Origin of the sequence: Actinoplanes sp. M2I2, from assembly GCF_023544445.1 — a bacterium.
Taxonomy (GTDB): domain Bacteria; phylum Actinomycetota; class Actinomycetes; order Mycobacteriales; family Micromonosporaceae; genus Actinoplanes.
The window spans coordinates 324,857-341,035 of sequence record NZ_JALPVJ010000008.1 but is presented as its reverse complement, the minus strand read 5'-3'; the positions used below and the strand labels follow the sequence as shown (position 1 = coordinate 341,035).

At 70.7% G+C, this 16,179-nt stretch carries 13 protein-coding genes; 3 read left to right on the top strand and 10 right to left on the bottom strand.

The window, feature by feature from the left end; genetic code table 11:
* Nucleotides 1–17: 17 nt before the first annotated feature.
* Entirely contained in the window at nt 18–1,865 is a 1,848-nt protein-coding gene (locus HJC40_RS18600) for a hypothetical protein (RefSeq protein ID WP_250002368.1), read from the bottom strand.
* Between the two features lie 497 nt (nt 1,866–2,362).
* Here HJC40_RS18600 and HJC40_RS18595 point away from each other — a divergent pair, with 497 nt between their 5' ends.
* From HJC40_RS18595 to HJC40_RS18585, 3 genes are all read left to right on the top strand, one after another.
* Nucleotides 2,363–2,782 carry a CrcB family protein gene (locus HJC40_RS18595; protein WP_250002367.1) on the top strand — a complete coding sequence of 140 codons (420 nt, stop codon included), beginning with the start codon at nt 2,363–2,365 and terminating at the stop codon, nt 2,780–2,782.
* Entirely contained in the window at nt 2,779–3,132 is a 354-nt protein-coding gene (gene crcB / locus HJC40_RS18590; protein WP_250002366.1) for a fluoride efflux transporter CrcB, read from the top strand. Before HJC40_RS18595 ends, crcB begins: the two co-directional genes overlap by 4 nt.
* 610 nt (nt 3,133–3,742) lie before the next feature.
* A complete protein-coding gene (locus HJC40_RS18585) occupies nt 3,743–4,411 on the top strand; it encodes a GNAT family N-acetyltransferase (RefSeq protein ID WP_250002365.1) in 669 nt (222 codons plus the stop codon).
* 379 nt (nt 4,412–4,790) lie between these two features.
* Here the strand turns inward: HJC40_RS18585 and HJC40_RS18580 are convergent, their stop codons facing one another.
* The 9 genes from HJC40_RS18580 to HJC40_RS18540 all read right to left on the bottom strand — a co-directional run bounded on the left by HJC40_RS18580 (nt 4,791) and on the right by HJC40_RS18540 (nt 16,028).
* Complete coding sequence (locus tag HJC40_RS18580; RefSeq protein WP_250002364.1) at nt 4,791–6,947, bottom strand: MMPL family transporter; 2,157 nt, start codon at nt 6,945–6,947, stop codon at nt 4,791–4,793.
* 71 nt (nt 6,948–7,018) lie between these two features.
* A complete protein-coding gene (locus HJC40_RS18575) occupies nt 7,019–7,663 on the bottom strand; it encodes a response regulator transcription factor (RefSeq protein WP_250002363.1) in 645 nt (214 codons plus the stop codon).
* Between the two features lie 64 nt (nt 7,664–7,727).
* A complete protein-coding gene (locus HJC40_RS18570; protein ID WP_250002362.1) occupies nt 7,728–9,026 on the bottom strand; it encodes a sensor histidine kinase in 1,299 nt (432 codons plus the stop codon).
* A 234-nt stretch (nt 9,027–9,260) separates the two neighbouring features.
* Complete coding sequence (locus tag HJC40_RS18565) at nt 9,261–11,609, bottom strand: hypothetical protein (protein ID WP_250002361.1); 2,349 nt, start codon at nt 11,607–11,609, stop codon at nt 9,261–9,263.
* On the bottom strand, nt 11,606–12,790 hold the full coding sequence (locus tag HJC40_RS18560; protein ID WP_250002510.1) for an acyl-CoA reductase: 1,185 nt from the start codon (nt 12,788–12,790) through the stop codon (nt 11,606–11,608). Before HJC40_RS18560 ends, HJC40_RS18565 begins: the two co-directional genes overlap by 4 nt.
* Entirely contained in the window at nt 12,790–13,830 is a 1,041-nt protein-coding gene (locus HJC40_RS18555; RefSeq protein WP_250002360.1) for an acyl-protein synthetase, read from the bottom strand. The genes HJC40_RS18560 and HJC40_RS18555 overlap by 1 nt, the downstream gene beginning before the upstream one ends.
* A complete protein-coding gene (locus tag HJC40_RS18550) occupies nt 13,827–15,056 on the bottom strand; it encodes an AMP-binding protein (RefSeq protein WP_250002359.1) in 1,230 nt (409 codons plus the stop codon). Before HJC40_RS18550 ends, HJC40_RS18555 begins: the two co-directional genes overlap by 4 nt.
* The gene (locus tag HJC40_RS18545) at nt 15,053–15,790 is read right to left on the bottom strand and encodes an SDR family NAD(P)-dependent oxidoreductase (protein ID WP_250002358.1); all 738 of its coding nucleotides are present in this window, start codon (nt 15,788–15,790) and stop codon (nt 15,053–15,055) included. The genes HJC40_RS18550 and HJC40_RS18545 overlap by 4 nt, the downstream gene beginning before the upstream one ends.
* Nucleotides 15,783–16,028 (bottom strand): acyl carrier protein, encoded by a 246-nt coding sequence (locus HJC40_RS18540; RefSeq protein WP_250002357.1) that lies wholly within the window; start codon nt 16,026–16,028, stop codon nt 15,783–15,785. The genes HJC40_RS18545 and HJC40_RS18540 overlap by 8 nt, the downstream gene beginning before the upstream one ends.
* Between the last annotated feature and the right edge of the window lie 151 nt (nt 16,029–16,179).

Here is a 16,179-nt window from a genome sequence, read left to right as displayed (position 1 = left end):
CCTTCTCGTATGAACACCTAGGCCTTGGTGGCGTTCTTGCGGGCCCGCCGGGAGCGCATGAACTTGCGGCCGTCGCGCATGATCACCCGGTAACCGCTGCGGGCGACCATGAGGACCCGGCCGGGCCAGGTCTTCTTGTAGAACTGCACTTCCCAGTCCATCTTGCTGACCGCGAGGTCGCGAGACTTGATCATCTGCTCGGTCCAGTCCATCATCGCCAGCAGATGGCTCGCCTCGTACCGCTGGCGCCACAGCGCCTCGGTGAGCTCGCGGAACCCGGGGACGTCGACCGAAGCCGTGCCGGGCGTGACGGCCAGCAGCTGGAGCCGCCGGTCGTGCTGGTCGGCCAGGCTCAGGTCGAAGTCGGCCGCCTCGAGCTGAACGTGCAGCTCGACCGCCGCGCGTACCCGGTCGGCGTCGACACCGCGGCCGACCATGCCGAGCATGATCGCGGTCAGGTCGACCGCGCTCGACGTGATCTGCCACGGGTGCGGCTGACCCGAGGTGATCAGCTGCACGGCGAACTGCCAGACCGCGCGGACCTCGGCCGTCTCGACCGACACGGGCTCGATCGGCTCCCAGCGGGTCGGCAGCAGCGACGGGCCCTGCTCGGTGACGAAGACGTCGGCCAGGCCGGCCAGCGCCACCGGGCCGGCCAGCAGGCCGTCCTGGGCCTGGGCGCGCAGCCAGGAGTCGTACTGGGCCAGCTCGACGCGCAGGCCCCGCAGGTCGTTGGTGGCCGCCAGGTGCAGCAGACGCTCCTCGACCACGTAGCCCGCGTCGGCGCCGGGGGCGGAGGGGTCGCTGACGCGGCGCAGGCCGGCCCGCTCGAGCGGACCGGAGAGCGGCTCCAGGACGGTGGTGCGCACGTCGCCGGCCACCGAGGAGACCTCGTACGCGAAGGTGCCGCTCGGGTCGCCGACGAGCAGCTCGTGGCGATCGATGCCGGACGTGGCACCGGCCCGGGCGATGACGAGCCAGGCCGGGGCCAGCGCGGACTCGGCGCCGGCCCGCAGGGCCCGGCCGACCAGGCGGCGCGGGTCGCTGAGCACCGGACGGCCACGGTAGGCCGCGGTGAACGCCTGGGACAGCGCGGTGCCGAGCCGGGGCCGCAGGGGCGAGGAGACCTGGTCGAGAAGCCCGTCGCCGACCAGCACGGTCGGGACGGACGGGTCGGGGAACACCGCGTACGACGCGCCGACGGTCAGGCCGGACTCGGCGAGCCGGGCGGCGAGCTGCTCCTGGGAGGCCGGCCGCTGCGGGTCGTGCTCGTCCTCGGGCGAATACCAGTCCGAGTCGAGGCGCTCACGGGCGCCGGGCTCGAGGCGGACCGTGTGGTGCACCCCGAGGTGGTTATCGTGCACCAGCAGCAGGACGCCGTCGGGGCGGACGGCCTCGGCGAGCCGGTCGATCAGGTGCGCCGGGGAAACCTGCTCACCCTCGGAGGAGTTCAGCCGCTCGACCCCGTCGGCCGCGACCACCAGGTCGAACCTCTCGCCGGCGTCGAGCTTGACCGCGGCACCGGACAGGACGGTGACCTGCGAGTGGTTGCGGGCAGCGTCCTCGGCGTCGACCAGCGAGCGGAGCAGCCAGGTCACCGAGGCGCCGCTGTCGGCCAGGGCGACGACGACCTCGTCGGCGTGCGGGCCGGCGACCAGGACCGTGCGACCGGGACCGGCATACCGCCCGATCAGGTGGCGAAGGACGGCGCCGCGCGGCAGCGCCTCACTGCGCTGCGGGTCGCGGTCGCTCCAGTTGAACATCTCGCCGCCGATGCGCCGCAGGTTGTTGACCGGCGGGGCGGTGAGCGCGGCAGCGAAGTCCGTACCCTGATCGGGAAGCAGGGCAGCGGAGCGTTCCGACATCACTTCACCCTCTCTGTGAAAGCGGGCCGACCCAGCTTGTGCTGACGGGCCGGCGGGTGGACGTGACCGGTGTGATTGTTGACGTGCTGCATTCCCTCGTCCATCGCCGGCTGCTGGTGCGCTGCCATCCCGTGTCACTCATCCCGTGTCACTCGGCATCAGTGCCACTCGGGCGCGCGATATCGCCAGGTCTTTCCAGACCTGCAAAGTCGGACGCCGAAAGGTACCACTCAAGGTTAAGTTCCGCGCAGACCGTTAGGGAATCGTTCCCCGGTCGTCACGGCGAGCCGAATGGGTGAAATGTCGGCAGCTGACCAGCAAACGGCCCGTCGGCGGCCCCGTCTCTGAAGCCGCACCGGGACCACCATTGTGTCACACATCACCAGAACGATCCCGTAACGCCGCCCCGACCGGCGACCGCTCCCACTGTGGACAGTTCGCTCGGGACCGACGCCGCCACGTTTGCCCCGGTCACCGGCCCGAGTAGCCTGATCAGCGTGAACGCCAGGGCACTCGCCGTGATCTCGGCCGGCGGGGCGCTAGGGGCGCTGACCCGCTACGGCTTGAGCGCCCTCTGGGCCCACCCGCCGGGCGGTTTTCCCTGGGCCACCTGGGTGATCAACGTGTCTGGATGCTTCCTGATCGGCATTGTTTCGGTGCTTGTGCGCGATAGGCGTCATACGCGGCTTTTTCTGACGACCGGCCTCCTGGGCGGATATACGACCTTCTCGACCGCGATGACTGATGTCGTGGTGTCACCGAGCGTGATCGGCGGGGCCTATCTGATCGCCACCGTGGGGACCGCGTTGGCGGCAGTCTGGGCTGGGAGTTCCCTCGCCTCCAGGGTGCGCTCGCGGCCGGACTCGCGGGCGGGCTCGCGGGCGGGCTCGCGGGCGGGCTTTCGGGTGCGGCGATGACCGTGCTGCTGGTCGCCCTCGGCGCCGCGGTGGGGGCACCGCTGCGCTATTTGATCGACCAGGCGCTCAAGAAAAAGGCCGGGACGTTCCCCGTGGGCACGTTCGTCGTCAACGTGGCCGGGTCGGCGCTGCTGGGATTCCTCATCGGCGTGCCCACCCCGGCGGACATGACGGCGCTGCTGGGAACCGGATTCTGTGGCGCCCTCACGACTTATTCGACGTTCAGCCTCGAGGCGCTGACGCTCGTCGAGAACGGCGAGCGGTTCCGCGCCATGCTGTACGTGCTGGCCAGCCTGGCCGTCGGCCTGGGCGCGGCCGCTCTGGGCCACGCGGCCGGCGCCGCCCTCTGACCCTCCCGCCATCAACGCCCGAGCCGTGGCTGCCCACCACCCAGGAACAGCCGCCGCCCCGCTTGATCGACGCGGGCCCCTCGATCTCGACCGGCGCCGCCCTCACACCGCCTAGACCCACGCCCAACTGACGCCAACAAGCCCGCCCTCAACCTGCCTCGGCCGACACCCGACCGCCACCATCACCCGATTAATACGGCGACCGCCAGCGCCACGGCCGTCGCACGCCTCAGCCGACCCAGACACATTCCTCCCGGCCGGCACCCCACCAACATCGGCGCACCCAGCCTTCGCCGCGCCTCAGCCGAGGGACAAACGCCACCTCAGCTCCCACTGGACCGATTCCGACCCACCCAGCCATCAACCCGCCTCCGGTACACCCGGCCATCAGCTCGCCTCAGCCGACCCAGATACGCCACCCCAGCTCCCACCGGACCGATTCGACATACCCAGCCATCACGCCGCCTCAGCCGCCACCGTTACACACCACCCGCCACAGCTGACGCCGGCACGCGCCCTCGCCCGCAGGGGTTGTCCACACGCGCGACTCATCCACAGGAACGGCGGCCTGCAGCGCCCAAGGACCCCCGCGTAGACGGAGGATCGACGCATGAAGTTGGCGAAGATTTTGGCAGCGGCCGCCGCCGGGGCGTTCCCGCCGCCCGACGGGCGCACGACGGTGGTGCCGCAGCCGAGCGAGCGTGACGCCGGTGTGCTCGCCTTCACCGCGCACACCGTGATCTTTCTCGACGACGACCCGGAGTGGATCCACGCCACGATCGCCGGCCTCGACTGCGACCCCCTCGCGGCCACCATGAACCCGGTCTTCCTGGCCGCGCTGATGACCCGCACCGGGCGCACCACCGAGACGATCGATCTCCTCACCGTGGCGCCCGCGCTCGCCGGGCCACCACCGCTCCCGCTGACCGAGCAGGAGCGAGACCACCCCCGCGTACGCCGGGCGCTGACCCACCGCGACGCGGTGCGCACCTGGTCGGCGCCGGGCGGCCTGCTCACGGTCGGTCGCGGGGTCGCGGGCCGCTGGGAGGTGTCGATCGAGGTGGACGAGCCGGCCCGTGAGCGTGGCCTGGGTCGCGCGCTCGCTCTTGCCGCCCGTCACCTCATTCCCGCGGGCGAGGTGCTCTGGTCGCAGCAGGCCACGGGGAACGCCCGCAGCATCCGCGCCTTCCAGGCGGCCGGTTACCGCCCCGTCGGCGCCGAGATCCTGCTGCACCGACCACCGGAGCCGGACCCCGCCACCGAGACCCGAGCCACGTGAACCCAGCGACGACATCCGACCTCGCCACCGCCTCGTTCGTCCGGCTGACCGCTTACGCGGGCCGTTGCGCTCGACCCGGCTGCCGCCGACCGGCTGAGCACCACGATCGCGACGCTGAAGATGATGCCGATGGAGGTCTGCTCGGCGTCGAAGTGGGAGACGAAGGAGGTCTGGTAGACGCTCTGGGCACCGTCGCGGTGGCGCGGATGCGTCTCGGGCACCCTCCCAGGTGGCTGGCCCTTGTGCGGGTGCCCACGCTCCCGGAGGGAGGCCGCCGGTGGCCGGCCGCGATGCGCGCGGCGAGGACATCACCACGATCCACCTCGCCGGGCCGACGACAACGGGCCGCGGCATCGCCGCGGCCCGTGGGGAGCAGTGCTCAGGAAATCGCGGCCAGCTCGCGCTCCGGCTCGGGGACGGCAGCGGGCGGGGGCTCGTGGGCGATCTGCGGCAGCCAGCCCAGCCAGCGCGGCAGCCACCAGTTCTTCTCGCCCAGCAGGGCCATGACGGCGGGCAGCAGCACGGCCCGGATGATGGTCGCGTCGAGCAGCACAGCCGCGGCCAGGCCGATGCCGAGTTGCTTGGTCGAGGCCAGCGGCAGCGTCGCGAACAGCGCGAACACCGCCACCATGACCACCGCCGCGCTGGTGATGACGCCTGCGGTGCGGCCGATGCCCTCGCGGACCGCCTGCCGGGTGGAGAGGCCGCGGTCGTGGCCCTCGCGGATCCGGCTCAGCACGAAGACGTGGTAGTCCATCGACAGTCCGAACAGGATGATGAACAGGAACAGCGGCATCCAGTTGATGATGCCGCCGGCGGCCTGGAAGTCGAGCACGCTCTCGAAGTGGCCGTACTGGAAGACGAAGACCAGCATGCCGTACGCCGCCGCGACCGACAGCAGGTTGAGCACGACCCCGGTCAGCGCGACCACGACCGAGCGGAACGACACCAGCAGCAGCAGGAAAGCCAGGCCGAGCACGAAACCGAACACCCACGGCCGGCTCGCGTCGAGCCGCGCGTTGAAGTCGGCGCTGCCGGCCGCTCCACCGGTGACCAGGGCCGACGAGCCGAAGACGGCCGGCGCCACGTTCTCGCGCAACAGCTTCAGCGCGGCGTCGTCGTCGGCCAGGCCGACCGAGACGACAGCGACCGTGCCGGCCGGGTTGATCCGCACGTCGACCGGGCCGGTGAGCCGGCCGTCGCTGGTGCGCACGGCTTCACGGAACCGGGTGACCTTCTCGTCCAGATTCGTTCCGGGTGACGTGACGACCACTTCGGCGGGCGAGGTCTCGCTCGGGAACGCCTTGTCGATCGCCAGGTACGCCTGCACGATCGGCGCGCTCGGCGGCAGGTCCTCGAGGCCCTCCGCTTTCGTCTTCAGGTCGAGCGCCGGCGCGGCCAGCGCGGCCAGCGCCCCCACGGCCAGCACGGCCGAGATCAGCGGCTTGGCCAGCACGAGGCGCAGGAACGCGTTCCACATCCGGCCGTCGCTGCGCTTGCGGTACAGCCCGGGAATCTTGATCGCGTCGACCTTGTCGCCGAGCGCCGAGAGCAGGGCCGGCAGCACGGTGAGCGAGCCCAGCACAGCCGTGGCGACCACGAGGATCGTCGCCACCGCGAAGCTGGTGAAGGTGGTGTCGAAGGTCAGGAACATGCCGGCCATGGCGACGATGACGGTGAGGCCGGAGATCCAGATCGAGCGGCCCGAGGTCTGCGCCGCGATCACGAGCGCCCGGTGCGGGTCGGCTCCGTTGCGGCGCTCGTCACGTTCCCGGCGGATGTAGAAGAGGCAGTAGTCGACGCCGACCGCGAGCCCGACGAGCAACATCACGTGAGCCGTCGTGTCCACAGTGGGCGCAAGGCGGCTGGCGAAGGCGAGGAGGCCCATGGCGGCCATCACGGCCATGATCGCCAGCGCGACCGGCAGCAGCGCGGCCACCACGGCGCCGAAGGCCACGAGCAGAATGCCGAGGGTGACCGGGATCGAGAGGATCCCCAGCTGGGTGAGGCCCTTCTCGAGGTCTTCGCCGATCAGCTTGTCGCCGCTGGCCGAGCCGCCCTCGGCGACGTAGAGGCCGGGGTGTTTCGCCTGCACCGCGGTGACCGCGTCGAGCGCCGGCTGGACCCGGTCGGCGGCCGTCTCGGCGTCGCCGCTGATGCTGAAGGCGACGAGCGACGAGCGACCGTCGGGCGATTCGATCGGCTTCTGGACGTCGATGACGTTCGCCGTCTTCCGCAGGGCCGCCGTGACGTCGGTGACCGCCGCCGCCCGGTCGGTGCCGGTCCGGTTCTGCACGATGACCATCTCGCCGGCCGGGGTCTCCGGGAAGCCGGCCGCCTCGACGATCCGGTCGGCCTTGCCCGAGTCCCCGTGACCCTGGTCGGCCGACGTCGCCTCGACGGTCCCCAACTGTCCGCTGAGGACGGTCACACCGATCACGAAGGCGATCCACCCGAGGATCGCGAGCGTCCGGTGGCGGGCGCTCCACAGCGCGGCCCGGGCCGCGATTCCCTTGACTCTTCCGTCGTTCTGCATGCCCAGAACGCTAGGGAGCGCGGCGATCGCGATCGATACCGCAGACCCGCGTATCGGTGGTGGTGGTAGCCCTACCCCTGGAGGTAGGCCAGCACGGCCAGGACCCGGCGGTGCTGCTCCTCGTCCTGGTGCAGGCTGAGCTTGGTGAAAATGTTGCGCACGTGCTTTTCGACGGCGCCGTCGGTGACGACCATCTTGCGGGCGATCGCCGTGTTCGAAAGGCCTTCGGCCATCAGCCCGAGCACCTCGCGCTCGCGCGGGGTCAGGGCCCGCAGCGGGTCGTCGCGGCGACGCCGGACGAGCAGCTGGCTGACCACCTCGGGGTCGAGCACGGTGCCGCCGCCGGCGACCCGGCGCAGACCGTCGAGGAACTCGCCGACCTGGGACACCCGGTCCTTGAGCAGATAGCCGACCCCGCCCAGGCGGTCGGCCAGCAGATCGTCGGCGTACGAGACCTCGACGTACTGGGAGAGCACGAGGATCGGCGTGCCGGGCACCAGGCCGCGTGCCTCGACCGCGGCTCGAAGTCCCTCGTCGGTGTGCGAGGGCGGCATGCGGACGTCCACGATGGACACATCCGGCTTGTGCGCGGCGATCGCCGTCACGAGGGACGGCCCGTCGCCGACGGCCGCCACCACGTCGTGGCCGTTCTCCTCGACGAGCCGGACAAGTCCCTCACGCAACAACACCGCGTCGTCGGCAATCACCACCCGCATGCCGCCACTCTGTCAGATCGACACGGCCCCCGTCGCTCCGCGGGTGACCGCGGGGGACCGCGCCTCAGACGGGGAGGGCGGCCGTGAGCCTCGTCCCGCCGCCGGCCGGGCTCGACACGTCGAGGACGCCGCCGGCCGCGCGGACCCGGTCGTCGAGACCGGCCAGGCCGTGGCCCTTCGCGACGCTCGCGCCGCCCACACCGTCGTCGGCGACCGAGACGATCAGGCCGGTGGCGTTGCGGCGCACGCTGACGTGCACCTCGTTGGCGTTGCTGTGCTTGGCCACGTTGGTGAGCGCCTCGGCGACCACGAAGTACGCCGTCGACTCCAGCGTCGGCTCGAGCCGGTCGGCCAGGGGCGCGTCGAGCTCGACCGGGATGAGGCTGCGGCCGGCCAGCGCGGTGAGCGCGGCCTGGAGCCCGCGGTCGACCAGGATCGGCGGGGCGATGCCCCGGGACAGGGCCCGCAGCTCGTCCAGCGTCTCGCGGGTCTGGGTCAGCGCTTCGGCCACGGTGGCCCGGGCGGCGGCGGGGTCGGTGGCGAACTGCTGCTCGGCGCGGCCCAGATCCATCGCCAGCCGCACCAGGCGCTGCTGCGGGCCGTCGTGGATGTCGCGCTCGAGCCGGCGCAGGGCGTTGGCCTCGGCCGAGACCGCGGCCGCCTTCTGCTGCTGGGCCACCGTACGGGCCGCGTTGGCCTCGGCGACCTGCTCGCGCAGCTCGTTGACGCCGCAGAGCAGACCACGAGCGAAGTACGCCTCGAGCAGGGCCGACGCGCGCAGCACGGGATAGAGCGTGCCGGCGAAGAACACGCCGATCGCGAAGTACAGGAGCAGGCGCGTGCCGGTGCCGTCGCCCATCCCGAGCAGCTCGGCCAGGTCCTGGTCGTCGGGGCCGCGCGGGATCGACCAGTCCCACATCCACGAGGTGAGGCCGGCGATCGCACCGGACCACCAGGTCACCACGAAGCAGAAGGCGATCGTGCTGGGGATGAACCGGAACATGCCGTGGACCACGTCGAGCCAGGCCTGACCGTCGGCCAGCGGGGCCAGCATCCGGCGCAGCGGGCCCGCGCCGGGTTCGCTCCGGTAGTGCGGGCGGTGCACCGGGTGGCCCAGCACCGGCGCGATCCGGGCCCGCTCGAGAACCGCGAACCCCCGGGCCACCATGAACGTCAGCACCAGGATCGGCAGACCGACCCAGATGATGACCAGCCCGATCCCGGTGAAGAACAGGCTCATGAACAACGTGACGGTGATCAGCCCGAGCGGGAAGCCGACGAGCACGAACTGCGTGTCGATGGCCACCTGTCGCAGCAGACGCCGGATCGGTGCGGGTGGTTGTGCAGCGTGCGTCGTCGTCATGGTGTCGACGCTAGGCATCCGCGCGCTCCGTTCCGATCCTGCTCGCCGCCCGATCGACGGTAGGGTTAACCCCACCGTACGGGTCAGCGCAACCCGTCATTCCCGGCGCGACCGGCAAACTCACCGCACCTCAAAGACCAGCGCACGTCGAAGACCACCGCACCCCGCAACTCGGCGCGCCTACCAGAAGCGCACCCCGCAGATCAGCGCACCTACTAAAAGCGCGCCCCCAGATCAGCGCACCTCGTAGATCGAGACCGGGCCCGAGGTGAAGCGCAGGTCGGCCACCTCGGCCAGATTGCCGTTGATGCCCCCGGGGGCCCGATCGTCGGCGAAGAGCCACTTCACGTTGTAGAGCCGCTTGAGCTCGGCGACGTCCTCTTCCTGCCCGTGGGCGAAGACCCGCTGGTTGAGCAGGTAACGCATCAGGTCGGGGGCGGGCTGCTTGAAGTAGCGCTCGCCGTTCACCCCGTCCTGCGCGACCGCTTCGTCGGTGTAGCCCCAGCTCTCGATCACGGTGCGCCGACCGCCGAGCCCGGCCACCCAGAACGCCCGGGAGTCGCAACTCTGCGTCCAGTCGATCGGGATGCAGTGGACGTTCGTGGCGACGATGTCGTCGCGGCCGGCGTTGTCGTCGAGCCACTCCGCCGCGATCATCTCCTCGCGCAGGACGAGCTTGCCGGGGTCGTGCTGGCCGGTCATCACCGGGTCGAGCGCCTTGCCGACGTCCTCGATCTGGAGCTTGGCCCCGCCCACCAGGCCGGTGGTGAGCACGGCGGCGAGCAGCGCGGGCGGGATCGCCCGCCACGGCGTGCGACCGGTGACGACGCGATGCGCGATGAGCGCGATCGCGGCCAGGCCGACGGCGATGACCGCGGTCCGGATCAGCGGCTCGGCCAGCACGAAGACCCAGTTGACGACCCGGTCCATGCGGGGCGGGTACATCTTCGGCGCCAGCAGGGCCCAGGTGCCGCCCGCGAGCGCTCCGGCCAGCGCCGCCCGCCAGCCCCGCGACAGGTCGGCCATCATCCAGGCGACCGCGGCCGCGCCGAAGGGCAACGCGCCGGCGAAGAAGTAGACCTGGCTGGCCGACGGATGCCAGAGCAGGAACATGGCGCCGGCGCCGGCCGCGGCCATGCCGGCCAGCAGCCACATCGCCGGTTCGCGCTTGGTGGTGCCGCTGACGATGCCGAAGAGCCCGAGCATGCGCGGTGACTGCATGACGAACCAATAGAGCACCAGTCCCGCGATGAAGACCCGGCCCGCCGTGCCGGTCGTCTCCACCCCGTACAGCAGGAAGCGGGAGCCGTCGATGACGTCGGCGTGCCCGATCGTGTCGCGGTAGGGCGACATGATGTAGAGGATGGAGAGCGGCTGGAGACCGAGCGTGCCCGCGCCGCCACCCGCGAAGAGCCGGAAGCCCAGCGCCACGCCGGCCAGGGTGAGGGCGAAAAGCGCCAGCACCGGCAGGAGCCGGCGGCGATAGCGGATCAGCACGAGCACGGTCGCGGCGAGCAGACCGGCCAGGAACGGCGGCAGCGCGCTGGACTTGGCGCCCGCGCACACCAGCGCCAACGGGAAGATCATCACCCAGGCCCAGCGCAGCCGGCGGCCCCGCAGCACGTCGACCGCGAGCACGACCATCAGGGCTTGAAGCGGCAGCACGTACGTCTGCGAGGGGCTCAGCGCGCTGACCGGGCTCGCGCCGACCGGGATGTACGCGGCGCCGAGGATCAGCGGCAGCCCGAGGATGGAGGCCGTGCCGCCCAGCGCGCCGGCCCACCATTTGCCGCTGAGCCCGCGGATGAGCGCGGCCATCACGAACACGGCCGTTCCGGCCACCGGCACCAGCCACAGCCGCAGCAGCACGACGGCCGGGTCGATCTTGGTGACCATGCTGGCCGTGGCGATGTCGGCGTCGGAGAGATAGTGGTAGTGCAGCGAGTTGCCGGCCACCTGGGGCACCTGGAACGGCATCGGCCGCATCATCTCGTGGACGAGCGCCAGGTGGTAATAGAGGTCCTGATAGAGCAGGCCGCCGGCCGGCGGCAGCGGAGTGGACCGCCATCCGGGGTACTCCGAGAGCACCAGCAGCACGAGGCCGGCCGCGACGATCCACGACCAGCGCATCGGCAGCGGGCGCGGCCGGCTCACCCGCCAGAAGCGATGAAGCTTGGGCACCGCGAGGAACGGCACCACGATCAGCATCGGCCACCAGGGCAGCAGCACGAACTTGTCGATGGCGGCCGAGAGCGCCCACGAGCCGATCATGATCACCATGCCGGTGGCCGCGCCCAGACCGAGGTCCTCCGGCACGTTGCCCCGGCTGCCGCGCAGGGCCCGGTGCACCAGGGTGCCGGGCAGCACGACGTCGACAGCGAAGTAGAAGGCGTAGAGCGCGATGTCCCGCCCGGAGACGCCCGTGTCGAGCAGCGTCAGGACGAGCGTCACCGCCGGGAACAGCCACGGCACGATCGCCAGTGGGGACCGCACCCGGCGGTGGATCGAGAAACGGCGTCGGGTTGGGGCCGCCGAGGGGCGCTCGACCGGCGCCACCTCGACAGCCTCGAGCACAGCGGTCACTCGACGAGGGTCGTCAACCGGGTGAACTCGCGGGGAAGGTCGAAGCCGTCCCAGATCGAGCCGAAGGTCAGAGCCGACCCGAACGGGACGATCCGGTCGACTCCACGCCCGCCGAGCTCGAGCGCGAAGGCCTTGAGCTCGTCGTGGGTGAAGCCGAAGTGGCTGAACGTCTGGTCCTGCCGGTTCATCGCCGGCACGAGCTCGAGCAGCGAGCCGACCTGGGCGAACGGGAAGGCGCCGGCCCCGATCCAGCGGCGCGGGGCGTCGGGCACGGTGATCAGCGACATCGCGGTGACCGAGTTGGCCGGGAACTGCATCGACGAGATCGCCCCGGTGGCGGCCAGACCGTACGCGTTGACCCGCTTCTCGACGGCCATGGCGGCGTCGATCTCCCAGCCGCGCTGGTCGACGACCTGCAGCAGCAGCTCGACGAACTCCTCACGGACGTCGTCGGTGTCCTCGCCGACGAGGAAGACCGTGCGCGGCGACGAGCAGGCCGCCTGGTCGAACCAGTACGAGTCGTTGGTGAAGCCGAGGACCGCCTCACGCCGCCGGGCCGGGTCGGCCGCGCGCCAGCCGGCCGCCGAGACGGCCGCCCAGGACGTCCGGTCGGGGAAGGTCAGGTCGCGGGCCGACGGGCGCAGCGGGTGCTTGCGGATCGCCGCGACGGCCGAGTCGCCGCCCCAGATGACCCGCAGGTCGGCCCACTGGCTGAGCGCCGCGGTGACCTGGTCGTCCCGGCCGTAGGTGATCATGCGCTGGGTGCGGCCGATCACCGGGTCGGCGTCGGCCAGCACCTCGTTGAGCGCGGTCAGGATGGTGTCGGCCGCGGTGGCCGAGCGCTCCGAGATGCGGACGACGTTGTGGTTGCCGGCCAGGGCCGAGAGCGCCCACGAGTACACGAAGATCGTGTCGACGTTGGCCGGCGGGATGTGGAAGACGTTGCCGCGCGGGAAGACCAGCGCGTCGTCCCGCTTGAGGTGGTTGACCGTGCGGTGGAGCTCGGCCGGGCGCAGGAAGAAACCGAGCGAGCCGAGCTCGGCGTGCCGCCGCGCGACGGCCGGGGCCAGCAGCTTGCGGGCCAGCTTGGCCAGGAAGTCGATGACCCGGGGGTCGCCGACGGTGAGCCGGTCGTCGGAGGGGGCGGTCAGGTCGCCCTCGGCGCCGAAACGGTATTGCATCACGCCGCCTCCCGGTAGGTGTCGGAGCAGCCTCGGGCCTCGGCCCGCGGGAGCCGGCCGAGCACCGAGAAGCGCTTGCCGGGCCAGTCCCCGTCGTCGATGCCGTGCACCACGCCCAGGTCCTCGGTCAGCAGCACGTGACCGGGGTACGAGGTGGGCAGGGTGCTGATCACCTCGAGCAGACCGGGCTTGCCGGGCGGCAGTTCCTCCCACGTCACCGGGTCGCGCACGACGATGTCGGCGAAGTCGGGGCAGTAGAGCGAGCCGCCGGTCGGGCCCTCGAGGAAGATCGTGCCGATCTGCTCGATCATGCCGTAGTAGTTGTGCACCTTGGTCAGCCCGACGCCGGCCAGCCGCTTGCGGAACTCCTCGGGCGAGACGGCCTGGTCGACCAGCTTCTTCCAGCCGCCCGAGTGGATCAGGATGCCGTTGCTGAGGTCGAGACCGTTGTCCCGGGCGACCTCGTAGAGGTGCAGCCAGACCAGGTAGGTGAAGCCGAAGATCAGGAAGGGCTCGTCGCCGTATTTCTCCAGGAAGTCCCGGAGGGCCTGCACGTCGACGTGGCCCTCGTTGTCGAGCGCCCACACGTGGTTGCGACCGAAGTTCGACATGCCGAGCACGCCGGCGCCGCGGGCGCTGAACGACTTGCGGTCCTTCAGCATGGCCTTGGTGTCGACCAGGATCATCGGCAGCCGCTTGGGGCCGAGCACGCTCTGCACGGTGGCGCCCAGCTTGCGGGTCTGCTCACCGGCCGCGGCCTTGTCGAGGTAGATCTTGCTGACCTCGGCGCCGGTGGTGCCGCTGGACGTGAGGACCTTGTACACCTGGTCGTCCGGGATGCTCTTGAGTTCGAGGTTCTTGAACAGCCGCACCGGCAGCCAGGGCAGACCCGCGACGGTGGTGGCGGGCTGATAGCCACTGGCCGCCAGGATCCGCTCGTACGGCTCGCAGTTCTCCCGGTGGTGCTCGACCAGCGCGGAGAGCTCCTTGAGAAGGATCTCCTCCTTCGCGGCCTGAGGCAGGGTGAAAACACTACTCACAGCGAAGACTCCAGCGCCCGATAGTCGATCTTGCCGTTGGGCAACAGCGGCAGCGACTCAACACTACGCACGACGACGCCGGAGAAATGTGTCCCGAGCCACTCGGAGATCTTGGTACGCAGGCCACGAGCCTCGTCGTCCGAAATGTTCTCCGCGAAGACGTGCAGTTTGTCCTCCCCGGCCACCGCGGCGACCGGGAAGTTCTTCTCCACGTCGTCCAGGTTGATGCGGACACCGAAGACCTTGCCCATGCGCTTGGTCCGGCCGGTGATGAAGAGGAAGCCCTCCTCGTCGACCCGGCCCAGATCGCCGGTGCGCAGGACCCCGCCCTGCTCGTCGCCGAGCAGCAGATCGGCGGCCGTCTCGGCGTAGCCCATCATCACGTTGGGGCCGCGATAGACGACCTCGTCGTCCTCGATCGTGAAGGCGCCGCCGGGCAGCGCCTGACCGACCGAGCCGAGCTTCTCCTCGAGCCGGGCCGGCGGCAGCGTGGCCATCCGGGGCGCCGCCTCGGTCTGGCCGTACATGACGTAGAGCCGGCCGCCGACGCCGGTCATCCGCTGCGCGAAGTCGGTCACCAGGTCGGCCCGGAGCCGGCCGCCGGCCTGGGTGAGGGCGCGCAGCGTGGGGTATTTCGCCGGGTCGAAGCGGAGCCGGCGCAGCATCTCGTACTGATAGGGAACGAAGGCCATCGAGGTGACGCCGTGCTCGTTCACCGCCGTCCAGAAGTCGCGCTGCATGATGCCGGTGCGCTCGAGCACCACCGTCGCACCCGTCAACAGGTGCGAGTTGAGCACCGACATCCCGTACGAGTAGAAGAGCGGCAGCGTCGTGATGGCCACGTCCTCGGACGTGATGTCGAGGACCTCGGCGATCTGCTCGGCGTTGGCCCGCACGGCCGAGGCGGAGAGCCGTACGAGTTTGGGGTTGCCCGTCGACCCGCTCGTGGTGAGCAGCAGGGCCAGGTCGGGGTGCACCTCGGTGGTGGTGAAGCGCTCGATCAGGTCGGTGTGGTCACCGTCGGGGTCGAGCAGCACGACCGGACGGCCCAGCCGGAGCGCCGCCAGGTAGCGCGCGATCGACGTGACAGTCGTCTCGATCGGCAGGAAGACCACACCGCCGGGCTCGGCGGCCAGCTCGGCCTCGGCCGCGGCGACCCCGTCCTCGGTCAGCGTCTCGCCGGTGACCGCGTCGATCACGCGGGCACCGGGGTGCAGCAGGTTCACAGCGTCAGTCCTCCGTCGACCCCGAGCACCTGGCCGGTCACGAACCGGGCCTGCTCGGAGAGGAGGAACGCGATCACGTCGGCGACCTCGTCGGCCTGGCCCAGCCGGCCCAGCGCCGTGTCGGCGATGCGTTCCTCGCGGCCCTTGTCGTCCAGGGTGTCGAGCATGTCGGTGGCGATGAAGCCCGGCTCGACGGCGTTGACCCGGATGCCCTGCAGGCCGAGCTCCTTGGCGGCCGACCGGGCCAGGGCAGCCACGGCCGCCTTGGACGCGGCGTAGACGGCCTGACCGGCGATGCCCCGCGAGGCGGTGATCGACGAGACCAGGACGACGGCCGGGTCGGTGCCCCGCGCGAGCAGCCGGGCCGCGCCGCGCAGCGTGTAGACCGCGCCGGCCGAGTTCACCGCGAAGAGCCGCTGGATGGTCGCGTCGTCGGTCATGCCGAGCATGCCGGCCGCGTGCGTGCCGGCGTTGACCACCAACGCGTCCAGCCGCTTGAAAGTCTGGAAGGCCAGCTGCGTGAGCGCCTTGGCCGTCTCGGGCTCGGCGATGTCACCGTGCCCGCTGACCACCGTCACGCCGTACTTACCGGCGAGTTCCTCGGCGACCGGGGTGATCGACTCGGCCCGGTGACCGTGCAGGACAAGGTCGTGACCCCGCTCCGCGAGACGCGTGGCGGTGGCCCGGCCGATGCCACGGGAGGCGCCTGTCACCAGGGCCACCCGATTACTCATTGAAGTCAACCCCGTACTTACCGAGAATGCTGATCGCCTCGGTGAAGCTGGACATGTTGATGACGTCGTCTGTGTCAATCATCACCGAGAACTCGTCCTCGATCGCCGCCACCAGAGACATGTGAGCGAGGGAATCCCACTTCTCGTTGTCCTGGTACCGCAGGTCGTCCACGGGCGCATCCGCCGGAAGGTCCAGGGAGGTGCGGAACGCCTCGCGCAGTCGCTGCAGTTCACTCACGGTGGTACTCCAAAAGGGGGGCAGGTGGACAGAGGCTTCTTAAGGTCGTCGCAACCGGCGACGAGGTCGTTAATGCTAGCGGAAGCACCGATGAACTACGGTTGTCGTTCGATGTTGGCCCGCGAATCGGCTGGTGAGCTGGTTATGCTTC